Source organism: Flavobacterium sp. ASV13, from assembly GCF_000745775.1.
GTDB lineage: Bacteria > Bacteroidota > Bacteroidia > Flavobacteriales > Flavobacteriaceae > Flavobacterium.
Genome location: NZ_JQJY01000002.1, coordinates 120,080 through 136,389, shown reverse-complemented (window position 1 = coordinate 136,389; position 16,310 = coordinate 120,080). Strand labels below are relative to the sequence as shown.

14 protein-coding genes are annotated in these 16,310 nt (G+C 34.9%); 3 read left to right on the top strand and 11 right to left on the bottom strand.

The window, feature by feature from the left end; all coding sequences use genetic code 11:
• Positions 1–2 precede the first annotated feature (2 nt).
• Entirely contained in the window at positions 3–1,325 is a 1,323-nt protein-coding gene (locus tag GQ47_RS04375) for a M16 family metallopeptidase (protein WP_035645514.1), read from the bottom strand.
• Positions 1,326–1,601: 276 nt separating this feature from the next.
• Here GQ47_RS04375 and rplU point away from each other — a divergent pair, with 276 nt between their 5' ends.
• A complete protein-coding gene (gene rplU, locus GQ47_RS04370; RefSeq protein ID WP_026728576.1) occupies positions 1,602–2,039 on the top strand; it encodes a 50S ribosomal protein L21 in 438 nt (145 codons plus the stop codon).
• Between the two features lie 24 nt (positions 2,040–2,063).
• Complete coding sequence (rpmA, locus tag GQ47_RS04365) at positions 2,064–2,324, top strand: 50S ribosomal protein L27 (protein ID WP_012023622.1); 261 nt, start codon at positions 2,064–2,066, stop codon at positions 2,322–2,324.
• A 273-nt stretch (positions 2,325–2,597) separates the two neighbouring features.
• On the opposite strand, the gene GQ47_RS04360 is transcribed toward rpmA, so the two are convergent.
• Together GQ47_RS04360 and GQ47_RS04355 are read right to left on the bottom strand one after the other, a co-directional pair.
• The gene (locus GQ47_RS04360; protein WP_035645509.1) at positions 2,598–5,357 is read right to left on the bottom strand and encodes an AsmA family protein; all 2,760 of its coding nucleotides are present in this window, start codon (positions 5,355–5,357) and stop codon (positions 2,598–2,600) included.
• A 53-nt stretch (positions 5,358–5,410) separates the two neighbouring features.
• A complete protein-coding gene (locus GQ47_RS04355; RefSeq protein WP_035645506.1) occupies positions 5,411–5,992 on the bottom strand; it encodes a MiaE family protein in 582 nt (193 codons plus the stop codon).
• Between the two features lie 113 nt (positions 5,993–6,105).
• On the opposite strand from GQ47_RS04355, the gene GQ47_RS04350 reads away from it, so the two are divergent.
• Positions 6,106–7,350, top strand: a complete 1,245-nt coding sequence (locus GQ47_RS04350; protein ID WP_035645503.1) for a glycosyltransferase — start codon at positions 6,106–6,108, stop codon at positions 7,348–7,350.
• On the opposite strand, the gene GQ47_RS04345 is transcribed toward GQ47_RS04350, so the two are convergent.
• The 8 genes from GQ47_RS04345 to porV form a co-directional block, all read right to left on the bottom strand.
• The gene (locus GQ47_RS04345) at positions 7,347–8,225 is read right to left on the bottom strand and encodes a helix-turn-helix domain-containing protein (RefSeq protein ID WP_035645500.1); all 879 of its coding nucleotides are present in this window, start codon (positions 8,223–8,225) and stop codon (positions 7,347–7,349) included. The two genes, GQ47_RS04350 and GQ47_RS04345, sit on opposite strands and share 4 nt — an antisense overlap.
• Positions 8,226–8,236: 11 nt before the next feature.
• Positions 8,237–8,650, bottom strand: coding sequence for a nuclear transport factor 2 family protein (locus tag GQ47_RS04340; RefSeq protein WP_035645497.1), 414 nt, complete (start codon positions 8,648–8,650; stop codon positions 8,237–8,239).
• Between the two features lie 91 nt (positions 8,651–8,741).
• Positions 8,742–9,272 (bottom strand): carboxymuconolactone decarboxylase family protein, encoded by a 531-nt coding sequence (locus tag GQ47_RS04335; RefSeq protein ID WP_035645494.1) that lies wholly within the window; start codon positions 9,270–9,272, stop codon positions 8,742–8,744.
• A 523-nt stretch (positions 9,273–9,795) separates the two neighbouring features.
• Complete coding sequence (locus tag GQ47_RS04330) at positions 9,796–11,643, bottom strand: hydrolase/aminopeptidase (RefSeq protein ID WP_035645491.1); 1,848 nt, start codon at positions 11,641–11,643, stop codon at positions 9,796–9,798.
• 92 nt (positions 11,644–11,735) lie between these two features.
• A complete protein-coding gene (locus GQ47_RS04325; RefSeq protein WP_035645488.1) occupies positions 11,736–13,382 on the bottom strand; it encodes a pyruvate dehydrogenase complex dihydrolipoamide acetyltransferase in 1,647 nt (548 codons plus the stop codon).
• Positions 13,383–13,386: 4 nt separating this feature from the next.
• On the bottom strand, positions 13,387–14,385 hold the full coding sequence (gene pdhA, locus GQ47_RS04320; protein WP_035645485.1) for a pyruvate dehydrogenase (acetyl-transferring) E1 component subunit alpha: 999 nt from the start codon (positions 14,383–14,385) through the stop codon (positions 13,387–13,389).
• 158 nt (positions 14,386–14,543) lie between these two features.
• Entirely contained in the window at positions 14,544–15,026 is a 483-nt protein-coding gene (cdd, locus tag GQ47_RS04315) for a cytidine deaminase (RefSeq protein ID WP_035645480.1), read from the bottom strand.
• A 76-nt stretch (positions 15,027–15,102) separates the two neighbouring features.
• Positions 15,103–16,305: a type IX secretion system outer membrane channel protein PorV gene (gene porV, locus GQ47_RS04310; RefSeq protein WP_035645477.1), complete on the bottom strand. Its 1,203-nt coding sequence runs from the start codon at positions 16,303–16,305 to the stop codon at positions 15,103–15,105.
• Positions 16,306–16,310 lie beyond the last annotated feature (5 nt).

The following is a 16,310-nucleotide window of genomic DNA, read 5'->3' as shown; positions in this document are numbered from 1 at the left end:
TCTTAGTTTTGAGATTTTGCAGTTGGAATATAATCTAAAATCAAGCGTTGGTTTGGATTTAAATATTTCTTTGCAACTTCTCTGATTTCTTCTCTCGTTATAGAGTGGTAAATATCAATTTCAGTATTAATTAAATTTACGTCTCCATAAAGCAAATAATAAGAAGCAAGATTTTCTGCAATTCCTTCTACGCTTGAATTCGCATTCACAAAATTATTATCGAATTTATTCTGTAATTTTTCGTAATCTTTTTCAGAAATCAAATCGGTTTGGATTTTTACGATTTCTTCATCCATTTCTTTTAAAATGTCTGTTGTTGTATTTGGAGCCATTGGCAATCCATATAATATATAAGTTCCATAATCTTCCTGACTAAAACCAACAGCACCAATTTGAAGCGCCATTTTTTTGTCATCAACGATTTTTTTGTAAAGTTTAGAACTTTTTCCGTCACTTAAATACGAAGAGATTAAATCTAAAACTCTCGCGTCTCTGGTTTTCATTGACGGCGTTCTGTACGAAGCAACAACCATTGGGATTTGAATATTTGGATCTTCGTAAGTCGCTTTTATAGTTTGTGTAATAGGTTCTTCAGTATAGACTTGTTTTTTTACTGTTTCGCCTTTTGGAATTGGTCCGAAATATTTCTGAACCCATTCTTTAGCTTTTGCTTTATCGAAATCTCCGGCAACTACTAAAACAGCATTGTTTGGCGTATAGAATTTTTTATTGAATGCCTGAAATTCTTCAAGAGTTGCGGCGTCTAAATCTTTCATTGAACCAATAGTTGTCCAGCGATACGGATGATTTTTGAACATATTCTTTTTAACCTCTGGAAGAATATTTCCGTAAGGCTGATTGTCGTAACGCATTCTTTTTTCTTCTTTTACAACTTCATTTTGCGTATCAACTCCAATTTTATTAATAATAGGATGCATTAATCGTTCTGATTCCATCCATAAGCCCAATTCTAAATTGTTTGATGGGAAAACTTCATAATAATAGGTCCTGTCATCAGAAGTATTGGCATTGTTGACACCTCCGTTTGCAGTAACGATTTTCATCCATTCACCGCGTTTGATATTTTGAGTGCCTTCAAATAATAAATGTTCAAAAAAATGTGCAAAACCCGTTCGGTCAGGACGTTCGTCTTTTGAACCTACGTGATACATTACAGATGTAATAACCACAGGCGCCGATGGATCGTTATGCAAAATTACGTGCATTCCGTTATCTAGATTGTATTCTTCAAAAGCCACCTTTTGAGCATGTGCTACTCCGCCAAGCATTAGTGCTGCACTTAACATCATTATCGAATTTTTCATATTAAGATTAATAAATTTATGATACCTAAAATAAGTAGGTAGCAAAAAGTTGAATATAGTTACTCCAAAAATAGTGTTTTTTGTGTATTATTTTAGAATTTATGCCTTTATCATTAAAAATTAGTAAAAATTTACTTATAATTTTGATTTTAAAAACATTAAAAAGAGTTGAAAAACAGCTGTTAAACATGAAAAAAATATTTTTGCATCGAGGGATTGCGTAGTAAATTATTAGTTGTATATTTGCAACCTTAAAAATCAATAAATCAATTTGATATGTATGCAATCGTAGAGATAGCAGGGCAACAATTTAAAGTAAGCAAAGACTTAAAGGTTTATGTTCACCGTTTAGCTAACGAAGAAGGTTCAAAAGTTTCTTTTGACAAAGTTCTTTTGTTAGACGATAATGGAAATGTAACTTTAGGCGCCCCAGCTATAGAAGGTGCTTCAGTAGAAGCTAAAGTGTTACAACACTTAAAAGGTGATAAAGTTATCGTTTTCAAAAAGAAAAGAAGAAAAGGATACAAAAAAAGAAATGGTCACAGACAATATCTTACTCAAATTGTAATTGAAGGTATTACTGCAGCAGGAGGAACTAAAAAAGCAGCGGCTAAAAAAGCAGTTGTAGCAGAAGAAGCAGCTACTGAAGAAGTAGAAGCTCCAAAAGCAAAAAAAGCAGCTCCAAAAGCAAAAAAAGAGACTACTAAAGAATAATAACAATATTTAAACTCATACGTCATGGCTCACAAGAAAGGTGTCGGTAGTTCGAAGAATGGTAGAGAATCAGAATCAAAACGTTTAGGCGTTAAGATTTATGGTGGTCAAGCTGCTATTGCTGGTAACATCATCGTTAGACAAAGAGGTTCAAAACATAATCCAGGTGAAAACGTTTACATCAGTAAAGATCACACACTACACGCAAGAGTAGCTGGAGTTGTTAAGTTCCAAAAGAAAAGAGATAACAAATCTTATGTATCTATTATCCCATTCGAGGCATAATAATCATAGATTACTTTTTATAAAAAACCCGTTCAGAAATGATCGGGTTTTTTGTTTTATCAAGATAAAGTATGTCATTTCGACGAAAGGAGAAATCACACTTCTATTTCGACAAAGATTGGTGATTCTCTTTGAGAAATTACTGGTGCGATTTCTCCTTTCGTCGAAATGACAAAAAAGAAAAAACCTTTATCAAAGTTTTAAACTTTGATAAAGGTTTTTTATGTTATTAGCAATAATTGGAATTTGGAATTTAAGATTTGTTTGAAATTTTTATTCCTCAGTATCTTTAGTTTCTTCCAAATCCTGAGATTTCTTTCCAACTTTTATTTTTGGATTATCCTGAGTTCCGGTAACCATAAGAGGAATTCCGAAAATGCCCAAAGGAGGTAATCCTAAGCGCATTTTTAAGTTCAGTTTTCCGTCTAAGCTCGTTGTGCCTTCAATTCTCGGTCTAAAGCCTGCAAATTTGAATTTAAAGCGTTCTACGGTCATGATATTGTTCTTGATTGTAGTTTTAATATCCACTTTAGAAACATCAGGGTTTTTCATTGATTCCGAATTGGTTTCTTTGCTTACTGCACTAAACATTTTCAGTCCTCGAACTTTCACATCTTTTACAGAAAGTGTTCCGCCTCCCGTTAATGAAGGATAAACAGGTTCCATTTTTCCGTTCAAACGACCTTTTAATTGGTAATCTAAAGAAACAATTCCTTGTGCTTTTTCAGCGGCGCTCGCCATTTTTCTGAAAACTTCTATTTCATTGTAAGCTCTTTTGATATCAAAATCAGAAGCTTTTATAGCATAATCGAAATTTGCTTTTTGAGGCGTTACAGCCTGATAATTGGCATTCATGGCTACTTTACAGCCAATTAAATCAAAACCAGTGTTCTGCATTGTCAGTTTGCCATTTTTCATGCTTAAATTTCCAGTCGCATTTTGAAGATTCAATTTGTCGAAATTGACTTTCTGTGCATTTGCTGTAAACTGTAAATTCAAGTTTGATGGAATTATGATAACTCCTGTTTGGGTAGTTTCTGTTTTTTTAGATTCTTCTTGTGAGCCTGAATTTGTTTTTACTGATGCATTCGGATCTGTGCTAGACATGAATTCGTCTACATTAATATATCGGGAAGTAGAAGTAAAAGCGCCTTTTAAAATGCCAGTATTTGTAGTTGCGTAGTTAAATACATTCTGCAAATAACCGTTCATTCTAAAATCAGATTTTCCATATGCGGCCAAAAAGTTGTTGAAATACATCTTGTCTTGGTTAATCTTGAAAATTCCCTCTTTGATAATGAATTTTTTAGGAAGATATTCGGATGTAATGCCAATATTTCTTAATTCAAGAGTTCCTTTGTTATGCAGTTTGCTGTAATTTCCTTTTTCGGCATCACTTTGTTTTCCTTTTAAAACAACATCAGCTTTTACGAATCCATCTAAATCCAAACCTTTTTGAGAAAAAACTTTATAGATTTTGTTCACATCCAATTCTCCTTTGGCTTTGATGTCATAGGTTAAATCATCAAAATTGCTTAAATCGGCTTCTACAAAAACGGGTTTTCCTTCAAAAGTAAATTGCGCTGGCTTCAGTTTTACTTTCAAATCGTCATAGGTTCCTTTTTGATTGTCAATTCTGGATTTAACAGTGATATTGGTAATTGGATTTGGATAATAAGGCGTTTTTAGATAACCGTTTTCTAAATTAATTGTTCCTTGCGTTTTTGGGAAAAGTCTGTTTTTTTGGTCGAATTTTCCGTTTACAACAGCATCTCCGTCAAGATTCCCTTTTAATACTATGTCTGGAATTCCAAGAGCTGACATCAATTTCCCAAGATCTATTTTTGCTTTTAAATCCGCGTCAATATTTGGAGTATTTACACCAACTACGTGAAATTTAGATTTTAAATAATCCTTATTGATGTTTAGTGACAGATTTTTGGCGTCAATATCAGCCAAGTCCGGATTTAGATTTGGAACTCTGGTTTTAATATCTAAATTCAGGTTTGAAACCGGAAATGCACTTTTGTTATAATTTACAAATCCGCTATCAATTTTTACGTCCAAATCTAATTCTGGCGCAATATTTTGAGAAGCGATATAATCTCCTTTTAATGTCAAAAGAAGATTTGTGTTTCCTTTTAATTCGGTTTTAGAAAGCCATGTAATGTATTTTGGTGGAAATGCAGTGAAAACGTCATTAAGTTTGCTGTTTTCTGATTTTATAACAAAATCCATATTGTAGCCATCTTTAAGGAAATCAAATTTCCCTTTAAAATCGACTACAAGTTGATTGATTTTTAAGTTGTTTTGTTGAAAAAAGAAAGAAAGCGAGTTTACGTTTACTTTGGTAATCAAATCAGCATCGACCTTTTTATTCATCAAATATGGTTCGCCTTCATAAACTACATTCAGTTTTTCAATTTTAGCTTTCGAATACAGATCAAAAATCGATTTGTTTAAATCTCCTTTTCCTAGATAATTAAAACCAAAAGCATCAAAATGAACTTTTGTCGACTGATCATCATAAATTATTTTGCTGTTTAAAATTTCAATTCGCTCTAATTTTAAAGCTGTTTCGGTGCTGTCTTTAGGATTTGAAGGTTTTGAAGATTTATAAATGTTATAATTAGCTTCACCTTTTGGATTCACTTTTACATTGATAAAAGAATCGGATAGGTAAATTTGATCAATTTTTACAGTTTTGCTGAAAACCAGACTGGCAACATTTATTCCGAAAGAAACTTCTTTTGCAGTAATGAATTTTTCCTTTGCATAAGGTGCAGAACCATTAAGATTTAAGTCGCTTAGTGTCAGTGTCAGTGAAGGAAAATGATGGAAAAACGAAACAGAAACATCAGAATAATTTAATTCTGCGCTAAGCTTTTCATTGGCTGTTTTTTTAATTTGTTCTTTGATTTTATCGGCAAAAACAATCGGAGTCAAAAAAAGCAGGGCGATAATAACGGCGAAAGTTATTCCAAGATATTTTGCGGTTTTTAATAAAATGGATTTGGTTTTGCTTTTGGACATGATAAAATATTTAGATTAGAAAAAGGGTAAAAAATGGTAAAACTGGAGTTGTTTTATCCGTGAACAGTTTCATTTTTACCATAATTGGTAATGATAGAACCTTCGTATTCAATCCACTCTTTCCAGCGTTTGTCAATGTCAATATTGTCTTGGTATTTTCTGGCAAATCCTAAAAATGTAGTATAATGCCCAGCTTCAGAAATCATTAAATCACGATAGAATTTTGCCAATTCTTTATCTTTGATATTTTCTGAAAGTACTTTAAAACGCTCACAACTTCTGGCTTCGATCATGGCTGAAAATAATAATCGGTCGCAAAGAGCGTCTCTTCGGCTTCCGTCTTTTTTCATGAATTTAAAAAGTTCATTTACATAATGATCTTTTCTTTCGCGTCCTAAAGTAAGTCCGCGTTTTTTGATTACATCATGAACCATTTGTAAATGCTCTAATTCTTCTCTGGCAATTACGAGCATTTCTGTTACTAACTCCTCTAATTCAGAATTATACGTTACGATACTGATCGCGTTTGAAGCTGCTTTTTGTTCGCACCATGCATGATCCGTTAAAATTTCTTCGATATTCGATTCGACGATATTTACCCAGCGAGGGTCTGTAGCTAATTTTAATCCCAACATAATTTTCCAGCATTTAGATTTTGCAAAATTAGTGTTTTTTTACAACCGAATCTCGGGAAATTGGGTGCAAATCCGCGGAAAAAAGCATTATTTTGTAATATGAAACAAATATTATGAATCAGATAAAAAAACTGTTAATTATTGGGTTTGTTTGGCCTGAGCCAAATTCTTCTGCTGCGGGCGGAAGAATGATGCAATTAATTTCGATTTTTAAGCAAAACGGATTCGAAATTACTTTTGTCAGCGCCGCGCAAGACAGTGATTTTATGGTTGATTTGGCTGAATTTGGGGTAACGAAAAAGAGTATCGAGCTCAATTCGTCAAGTTTTGATGATTTTGTGGCGGAATTAAATCCAGACGTTGTTTTGTTTGATCGTTTTATGATTGAAGAGCAATTTGGCTGGCGCGTTGTCGAAAAATGTCCAAAAGCAATCCGAATTTTAGATACTGAAGATTTGCATTGTTTAAGAACAGCAAGACAAAAAGCTTTTAAAGAAAATCGAACTTTTGAACTTTTAGATTTATTGTCTGAAGAAGTGGCGAAACGTGAAATTGCCAGTATTTTAAGATGTGATTTGTCTTTGATTATTTCTCAATTTGAAATGAATGTTCTCAAAGATGTTTTCAAAATAAGCAGTGATTTGTTGTTCTATCTTCCGTTTTTGGTTGAAAAAATGAATGAAGAAGATCTTCAGGAATTGCCTTCTTTTAGTGATCGAAAGAACTTTGTTTTCATTGGAAATTTTCTTCATGAACCGAATTGGAATACCGTTCAATATCTAAAAGAAGCAATTTGGCCTTTAATAAAAAAGAATTTTCCAGAAGCCGTTTTAGAAGTTTACGGCGCTTATCCGTCACAGAAAGTACTGCAGTTGCATCAGCTTAAAAATGGATTTTTTATAATGGGAAGGGCAGAAGACGCTAATGAAGTGGTAAAAAAAGGCAGAGTTGTTTTAGCTCCAATTCGTTTTGGTGCAGGTTTAAAAGGAAAATTATTAGAAGCCATGCAATGCGGAACGCCTAGCGTTACAACTTCAATTGGTTCTGAAGCAATGCATGAAGATTTAGCTTGGAATGGTTTTATTGAAGATAATTCAGAGGAGTTTGCAAAAAAGGCAATTGCACTTTATCAAGATGAAAATCTCTGGAAAGAATCGCAAAAAAACGGAATTGCAATTATTAATAAATGTTATCAAAAAAGCAGTTATTCAACTGAATTAATTTCGCTGGTAAATTCACTTTTTACTGATTCTGAAAGTCATCGTCTTCATAATTTTATGGGAAATTTGCTGCAACATCACGCCTATAAAAGCACCATGTATATGTCAAAATGGATTGAAGCGAAAAACAAAAATTAAGCTTGTATTTTTCCAAAACCTACCGTTTCGCGATACATTTGAGGCGAAACATCAGCATTGGTTTTAAAGAATCGACTGAAATAATGTTCGTCGTCATAACCTAATTCATAAGCAATTTCTTTGACGGTTTTGTTGGTGAGATATAATTCTCTTTTAGCTTCGATAATTATTCTTTCCGATATTAAATCGGTAAGCGTTTTGTTGAAATAATTCTTCGATAATTTGGCTAAAGCTTTTGGAGAAATATTCAACAAATCAGCATAATTTCCGGCGGAATGTTTTGTTTTAAAATTCAATTCAATAGCGTCTTTTAAATTTTGAAGAATAATAGGTTCTTTAGCATCCGGAACCGATTTCATTTCTTCTAATTGTTCTGTTTTTAATCTTGAAGCTGTAATTAAAAAGATTTTCAAATACGAAATAAGCAATTCATATTGTGCTAATTCTGCATTTTGAATTTCGGCTTTCATTTGTTCTAAAACCATTTTGAAAGTTTGAGAAGCATGCTCTGTTACTTTTACATAAGGGGGCTGATAAATGTTGTTAAACAGAACGCCATTGCACGAAACCTCTTTTTGGTGCATGTGAATGCAATAAAAATCAGGGTGAAAATGAATTGCTATTCCTTCAATTGGTTCGTTTACACAAAGCATAAAAGGTTGATAAGGCGAAAAAGCAAGAAGTGAGTTTTCTTCAAAATAATGCTCTGAAAAATCGGCTTTTACTTTGCCTTTTCCTTTTGTTACCCAGATTAACGAATAATAATTATTACGTTGCAAATGATCAAAATGAATATTGTCCTCAAACGGAAGAATTTTAAAAGCCAAATTACCAGTTTGTGGATTTATTAAAGTGGAAACATTTTGAGAACTCATTTGGTACTGTTTTATAATTTACGATCTTCTTCTTTAATTGGCAAATCATTAATGCTGGCAAATCTTTTCTGCATATAACCGTTTTCATCAAATTCCCAATTTTCGTTGCCATAACTACGGAACCATTGCCCTGAATGATCTTGCCACTCATATTCAAATCGAACGGCCATTCTGTTTTCACGAAAGCCCCATAATTCTTTTTTGAGTTTGTAATGAAGTTCTTTTTGCCACTTTGCAGTAAGAAATTGTTTAACTTCTTCACGTCCATTGATGAAGTCGGTTCTGTTTCTCCACTCGGTATCAATAGTATAAGCGAGAGCTACTTTTTCAGGATCTTTTGTGTTCCATGCATCTTCAGCTATTTGAACTTTTTGGAGAGCAGTTTCCATTGTAAATGGAGGTAAAGGATGTCTTTGTGGTTCCATGATCAATTTTTTATGATAAAGATAGTCATGAAAAGAATTCACAACTATCTTTATAAATTGTTTTTTGTTATAGTGACTACGTAATATTTAATTACACTGTTGGAAAATCAATTTCAGTGTTGGCAACGTTGTTGAAGTAGTTTGTTAAAACATTTAAGGCAACGTGAGCAATAGTTTCTGCAATTTCGGCATCAGAAACTCCTGCGTTTTTAGCTTTATTTACATCTTCATCGTTTACTAAACCATTTTTGCTGATTAATGTTTTAGCCAATTGTAAAATAGCTTCTGTTTTAGCATCGTCAGAATTTCCTGATCTTGCCGCTTTTAAAACTGCTGGATCTGCTTTTACTAATTTTTCTCCAATAAATGTGTGAGCTGCTAAACAGTAATCACAAGAATTGCTTTCTGAAACTGCCAAGGCAATTAATTCGCCAGTTTTTGCGTTTAGTTTTCCGTGGCTCAAAGCACCGCTTAAATTCAAATATCCTTCAAGAACTGCAGGAGAGTTTCCCATTGTTCTCATCATGTTTGGTACAACGCCTAATTTAGCTTGAACAGCGTTGAATAAATCTTTAGTTTTTCCTGTTACTTCGTCTGGGTTTAATGCTGTTAATCGTGTCATTTTATTTAATTTTTTAAGTTGTTATTTGTTGTTGTCTTTTGACATTACAAAGTTGCGACGATTACAGATTTTAGAACATGGAGAATGTACGCTATGTGATGGATAATTTTCCCTCTTCTTTTTTTGAGTACAATCTTGGTTTTTAGATTTCAATTATGGGGGACTTTTTTAGGAGCTATTCCCGCTATCCGTTACAATCTTTTGTGGCGAACCCCGCCACAAAAGGATTTCCACTTCTATCGGGGCTAGGGCACTCAGTTTCATAAGATTGTTTTTGTTTATTTTATCAGCAATGAAAAGCTTTGTGTGTAGTAAACTTTGTCAAAGTTCGTAGCAAAGCTTTTTCGCAATCTTGTCATTCCGAGGAACGAGGAATCTCCGCAAGTAGCTCGACAAAGATTGTCGATTCTGATTGAGGAGTTTCTTACGGAGATTCCTCATTCCTCGGAATGACAAATAATACTTAAAAAAAAATAGGCTGTTCCTTAGGAGCAGCCTATTTTGAAATTATATTATTGAAAGTTTATTTCAAAACACCTTCAACAGCCTGAATTGTAGTAGCATGATAACCAGATTTCGCTTTGTCAAAAATCTGTTTTGCCCAAACTTTTCCTTCAGGAGTTTTTACCATCTCTTTGTAAAGCATCATCACAGATCCAGTTCTACTGATTCCAATTAAAAATTGCTCAATGGCAGGATACGCTGGTTTGTATTGATGACGCAATGCCTGAACAAACCATTGACGCTTGATAATAAAGTTTCCGCCTTTTGTAAAGTTGAATTCTTTATCAATTGTTTCCATTTCTTTTGTTGTAATATCAGCTGGAAGATGATCTATAAAGTGCTGTTTTTCTGCAGTTGTTGTAATTTTTTTACTCAAGCCAGCAACGCCGGTTTCTCTCCAGCTTTTTTGAATTGCGTCAATAGCATCAAAATCGGCTGAGCTAACTGGAAGTATATTTGATGGAATTCCTGGTTTGTAGATCCAGTCATCTAATTTGATTTTATCAGCTAAAGCTTTGTCGCCTTTGATTAAATTCTCATTTAAATATTTCACAAAATCTTCTGTAGTAATTGATTTGAAAGCATGCGAATCAAAATAATTCTTAATAAACGGATCGAATTTATCGCGTCCAACAGCGTTTTCAATAACTCTTAAAAACGCATATCCTTTAACATAAGGGATTTGGCTGATTCCATCATCCGGATTTCTTCCTGTCAAACTAACTTTTAATCTTGTGTCTGGATTTGTATCGCCATATTCTGCAACGTTATCAGTTAATTCTTTGTTTGTGATAACATTTTGCATTTCAAATTCTTTCTTACCGAAAATAGCTTCTCCAATTCTGTGTTCAACATAAGTTGTAAAACCTTCGTTCAGCCAAATGTCATCCCAAGTTGCGTTTGTAACTAGGTTTCCGCTCCAGCTGTGACCTAATTCATGTGCTAATAAACTCGTTAGCGAACGATCTCCAGCAATAACTCCCGGAGTTAAGAAAGTTAAGTTTGGATTTTCCATTCCGCCATAAGGGAAACTTGGAGGTAAAACTAAAACATCATAACGTCCCCAACGATAAGGTCCGTAAAGTTTTTCTGCAGCATTTACCATTTTTCCAAGTTCAGCAAATTCCCAAGCCGATTTTTTCAGCATTGATGGTTCTGCATAAACGCCAGTTCTATTATCGATTGCTTGAAATTCGATATCTCCAACTGCAATTGCCATTAAATAAGAAGGAATTGCTTTATCTTGTTTGAAAGTATAAACGCCAGTATCATTCTTTTTCTGTGGATTTATAGCGCTCATAACCGCTAATAAATCTTTAGGAACCGTAACTTTTGCATTATAAGTAAAACGAATTCCTGGAGAATCCTGACATGGAATCCAAGTTCTTGACCAAACGCTTTCTCCTTGAGAGAAAACAAAAGGTTTCTTTTTGTCTGCTGTCTGTTCTGGTTTTAGCCATTGTAGTGCTACACCATCTTTAGTAGTGTTGTAGTAAATGTTTACTTTAGTTGTATTTGGTTCTATAGTAATATGGAGCGGTTTTCCATGAAATTCTGTGTCTGCACCAAGTTCGAATTTTGTTTCTTTTTCATCATCGCCTAAAGTCACTTTTGTAATATTTAAAGTGTTTTCGTCAAAGATAATTTCATTTCCTTTGCTGATATTGTCGATCGTCCAAGATGCTTTTCCTGAAATAGTTTGTGTGTCAAAATCAACTTTAATATCAAGATCAAGATGTTTAACAACAGCAAGTTCTGGCTTTGAATAACTGTGTTCATCGACAATGGCTGTTGCTTTTTCGGTTTGTTCTTTTTTCTGGCAGGCAATTGCTGTCAGAAATAAAGTAACAAGAATTAGTTTCTTCATTTTATGAGGTTTTGAATTTGAGGATGAAAATTAAACAAAAAATCCCGTTTCGAATAAACAAAACGGGATTTAATTATAAAATTAACAACTAATTACGCCAACATTGTAACTGGGCTTTCGATGTATTGTTTTAATGTTTGTAAGAATTGAGCGCCAGTTGCACCGTCAATTGTTCTGTGGTCACAAGCTAATGATAACATCATTGTGTTTCCAACTACGATTTGACCGTTTTTAACTACTGGTTTCTCAACAATTGCACCTACAGAAAGGATAGCAGAGTTTGGTTGGTTGATAATTGAATTGAATTCAGTAATACCAAACATACCAAGGTTAGATACTGTAAAAGTACTTCCTTCCATTTCTTGTGGTCCAAGTTTTTTGTTTTTAGCTCTTCCAGCAAGATCTCTTACTGAACCGCCAATTTGAGATAAACTCATAGCATCTGTAAATCTTAATACAGGAACTACTAATCCGTCTTCAACAGCTACAGCAACACCAATATTTACGTGGTGGTTGATGATGATAGCATCTTCTTTCCAAGTAGAATTGATTTTTGGGTGTTTTTTCAATGCTAAAGCACAAGCTTTGATTACCATGTCGTTGAAAGATACTTTTGTATCTGGAACGCTGTTGATAGCAGCTCTTGCCTGCATTGCTTCGTCCATGCTTACTTCGATCACTAAGTTGTAGTGAGGAGCAGTGAATAATGATTCTGCAAGACGTTTAGCAATGATTTTACGCATTTGAGAGTTTTTGATCTCTTCTGTGAAAACTTCACCAGCAGGAACAAATACTTTTGGTGCGGCAGGAGCAGCAGTTTCAGCTTTCGGAGCAGTAGAAGTTGCAGCTGCGGCTGGTTGTGCTTGCGCAGATGGAGTAAAGTTTTCGATATCGCTTTTTACGATACGTCCGTTTTCTCCAGAACCTTTAACTTGGTTCAATTGAATTCCTTTGTCAGAAGCAATTTTCTTAGCTAAAGGTGAAGCTAAAATTCTTCCATCTGAAGTATTGTTTACAGCTTCTGGTGCTTTTTCAGCAGCAGGAGCAGCTTTTGTTTCTTCAGCAGCAGGAGCACTTGCAGGTGCAGCACCTCCGGCAGTATAATTTTCAGCAATTCCAGAAATATCAGTTCCAGCTGGCCCAATGATAGCTAATAAACTGTCAACAGGAGCTGTGTTTCCTTCTTGAATTCCGATGTATAATAATGTTCCAGCATTGAAAGACTCAAACTCCATAGTAGCTTTGTCTGTTTCAATTTCTGCTAAAATATCGCCTTCAGCTACAGCATCACCAACTTTCTTTAGCCAAGTTGCTACTGTACCTTCAGTCATTGTATCGCTCAAACGTGGCATAGTTACTACTACAACACCTTTTGGTAATTCAGTTGCCGCTTTTGCAGGAGCAGCAGTTTCAGTTTTTGCTTCTGCAGCAGGAGCATCCGCTTTTGGAGCTTCAGCAGCAGGAGCATCACCACCAGCTAAAAGAGCAGAAATATCTTCTCCTTCTTTACCAATGATTGCTAATAATGAATCAACAGGAGCAGTTTCCCCAGCTTGAATTCCGATATGTAAAAGAGTTCCTTCGTTAAAAGATTCGAACTCCATTGTTGCTTTGTCTGTTTCAATTTCAGCTAAGATATCTCCTTCGCTAATTTTGTCGCCTACTTTTTTTAACCAAGTCGCTACCGTTCCTTCCGTCATAGTATCGCTCAAACGAGGCATTGTTACTTTAATCGCCATGATGTTATAGTTTATGAGGTGTAAATGGATAGTCTTCTTGTGCGTATACTACATCGTATAATTGTTGTAAGTCTGGGTACGGAGATTCTTCAGCGAATTTCTGACATTCCTCAACTAAGTCTTTAACTCTTTGGTCAATAACTTCAATTTCTTCTTCTGTAGCATATTTTTGATCCAGGATTACATCAAGAACTTGTGTAATTGGGTCAATTTTTTTGTACTCTTCAACCTCTTCTTTAGAACGGTATAATTGTGCATCAGACATTGAGTGTCCTCTGTAACGGTACGTTTTCATTTCAAGGAAAGTTGGTCCGTCTCCGCGACGTGCTCTTTCGATAGCTTCGTGCATTGCTTCGGCAACTTTTACTGGGTTCATTCCGTCAACAGGTCCGCAAGGCATTTCATAACCTAAACCTAATTTCCAGATATCTGTGTGGTTTGCAGTTCTTTCTACAGAAGTTCCCATTGCATAACCGTTGTTTTCAACGATAAATACAACTGGAAGTTTCCATAACATAGCCATGTTGAAAGCTTCGTGAAGAGAACCTTGTCTAGCAGCACCATCACCAAAGTAAGTCATAGTAACACCGCCAGTGTTGAAATATTTATCAGCAAAAGCTAAACCAGCTCCAACTGGAATTTGTCCACCTACGATTCCGTGTCCTCCGTAAAAACGGTGTTCTTTAGAGAAAATGTGCATAGAACCTCCCATACCTTTAGAAGTTCCTGTTGCTTTTCCTAAAAGCTCAGCCATTACGTTTCTTGGATCAACGCCCATTCCAATTGGCTGAACGTGGTTTCTGTAAGCAGTAATCATTTTGTCTTTAGTCAAGTCCATAGCATGCAATGCACCTGCTAATACAGCTTCTTGACCATTATATAGGTGTAAAAAACCTCTAACTTTTTGTTGAATGTATAATGCTGCAAGTTTGTCTTCAAACTTTCTCCAAAGTAGCATGTCTTCGTACCACTTTAAATATACTTCTTTTGTAACTTCTTTCATCTGAATTCTTTCTTTTGCTAAAGTTTGTTTGTGTTATCAATTGTTGCCTATAACGCAAAATAGTTTCCTCCCACAAATTTGCGCCCGAAAGGTCGGGATGCAAAAATAAGACATTACATTTAAGAACTAAAATTTAATGGCTACTTTTTGGCTTTTTTTTACAAGAACTTTTTGTCGAACATAAAAGGAAGCAAATTTTTGAGGGATGCCGATTTGTAAACTTCGCCTATTTCGCCCATAAAATAGATTTCTATAGGGGTATCTTGTTTGATTTCGTATTCTGCAATTGATTGGCGGCAAGAACCACAAGGCGGAATAGGAGCAGTGGTTTGGTTTGTGTCTGAAGCAGCTGTAATCGCTATTTTTAAGATTTTAGCTTCAGGATAAATACTTCCCGCATGAAAAATTGCCACGCGTTCTGCACATAATCCTGATGGATATGCTGCATTTTCCTGATTAGAGCCTAAAACTATTTTTCCATTATCTAATAATAAAGCTGCTCCAACTTTAAATTGTGAATAGGGAGCATAGGCTTTTTTCCGAATCTCCACAGCTTGGCTCATTAAATCCTGAATTTCCTCTGAAAGTTCTTCAATGCCGCTGTAAACTAAAAAGGATGACGTAATATTTATTTCTTTCATTGTTTTTATGGGAAAAAAAATCCAAATTCCTAAAAATAGAAATTTGGATTGTTATTGTTTTTTTTATTTAGATCGTTTAATATTCTTCGTATTTGTCGCCAAAGTTAAACGTTAAAGAAAAACGAAGCGTGTTTTCTAACGGATTTTTAACTTTTGAAGTTGAGAATAAGTATGAAACGTCAACTTTTACGATGTTGTATTTGAAACCGGCGCCTAAAGAAAAGAATTGACGAGCTCCTTTTTGAGGGCTTTCATGGAAATATCCTGCACGAAATGCAAACGAATCTTGATACATATATTCTCCGGCAAGGCTATAAGTTACTTCTTTTATTTCTTCACTAAATCCTCCTGGTGCATCTCCAAAAGATTTAAACATTCCTTGAAACCAACCTATGTCATTATATTTGTTGTAGGCAATTGTGCTTTGATCCTGTGCGCTTTCTCCTGGGTCTGTAAAATCACCATCTCCGTTTAAATCTATTGCTGTTTGTTGTCCTGGAGGAGTTGGTACAAGGAGTTTTGTGAATTCAAGACTAACGGCAAATTTATTATAGTCATCAAGAATAAAGTCAAAACCACCTCCCAAACGCATATTTGCAGGCAAAAAGTTAGAACTCAAATCGTCATTGTCGTAGCTGATTTTAGGTCCCATATTCTGGAAGTTGAACCCTGCTCTCCATCTTCCGTTGAAATCACTATAAGCAATTTCTTCAGATTGATAAAATCCGGCAACATCAACAGCAAATGATGTTCCTGCGGTTGCATCTACATCTTCTGAGGCAACTCTTAAGTTAGAGCGTATATATCTTGCTCCAACTGCCATCGAGAAGGTTTCGCTTAATTTTTGCGAATAAGATCCATCTAAAGCAAATTCGTTTGGCGATACAATATTCGGAACTTCATTTGGGTCACCAGTTTTTCTTAACTCAATATCTCCAAAGCCAAAATAGCGAAAACTTCCTGCAAAGGCGCTTCGGTCACTGATTTTGTTGTAATAGGTTAATTGACCAAGTGAAATATCATTGGCTAAATCAGTTAAATAAGGAGTATAACTGATAGAAAGTCCTTGTGCATCTTTAGAAAATGCATATTTCGCAGGATTCCATTGTTGAGAGAAAACGTCAGCAGAGGTAGCAACGCCCTGATCAGCTAAACCTGCCGCTCTTGCATCAGCAGCAACTAATAAGAAAGGAACTCCAGTAGTAATTGGCCTGGTTTCTTGGGCTTTAGCGTAGGTAATAATTAAAAGACAAATTAATAAAAGTGATATTTTTTTCATTTATG

Bases quoted from the DNA above. Each gene is read 5' to 3' on its own strand.
- porV (WP_035645477.1), bottom strand. From the start codon at position 16,305: ATGAAAAAAATATCACTTTTATTAATTTGTCTTTTAATTATTACCTAC.
- GQ47_RS04330 (WP_035645491.1), bottom strand. From the start codon at position 11,643: ATGAAGAAACTAATTCTTGTTACTTTATTTCTGACAGCAATTGCCTGC.
- rpmA (WP_012023622.1), top strand. From the start codon at position 2,064: ATGGCTCACAAGAAAGGTGTCGGTAGTTCGAAGAATGGTAGAGAATCA.
- GQ47_RS04375 (WP_035645514.1), bottom strand. From the start codon at position 1,325: ATGAAAAATTCGATAATGATGTTAAGTGCAGCACTAATGCTTGGCGGA.
- GQ47_RS04350 (WP_035645503.1), top strand. From the start codon at position 6,106: ATGAATCAGATAAAAAAACTGTTAATTATTGGGTTTGTTTGGCCTGAG.
- GQ47_RS04325 (WP_035645488.1), bottom strand. From the start codon at position 13,382: ATGGCGATTAAAGTAACAATGCCTCGTTTGAGCGATACTATGACGGAA.
- pdhA (WP_035645485.1), bottom strand. From the start codon at position 14,385: ATGAAAGAAGTTACAAAAGAAGTATATTTAAAGTGGTACGAAGACATG.
- cdd (WP_035645480.1), bottom strand. From the start codon at position 15,026: ATGAAAGAAATAAATATTACGTCATCCTTTTTAGTTTACAGCGGCATT.
- GQ47_RS04355 (WP_035645506.1), bottom strand. From the start codon at position 5,992: ATGTTGGGATTAAAATTAGCTACAGACCCTCGCTGGGTAAATATCGTC.
- GQ47_RS04340 (WP_035645497.1), bottom strand. From the start codon at position 8,650: ATGGAACCACAAAGACATCCTTTACCTCCATTTACAATGGAAACTGCT.
- rplU (WP_026728576.1), top strand. From the start codon at position 1,602: ATGTATGCAATCGTAGAGATAGCAGGGCAACAATTTAAAGTAAGCAAA.
- GQ47_RS04360 (WP_035645509.1), bottom strand. From the start codon at position 5,357: ATGTCCAAAAGCAAAACCAAATCCATTTTATTAAAAACCGCAAAATAT.
- GQ47_RS04335 (WP_035645494.1), bottom strand. From the start codon at position 9,272: ATGACACGATTAACAGCATTAAACCCAGACGAAGTAACAGGAAAAACT.
- GQ47_RS04345 (WP_035645500.1), bottom strand. From the start codon at position 8,225: ATGAGTTCTCAAAATGTTTCCACTTTAATAAATCCACAAACTGGTAAT.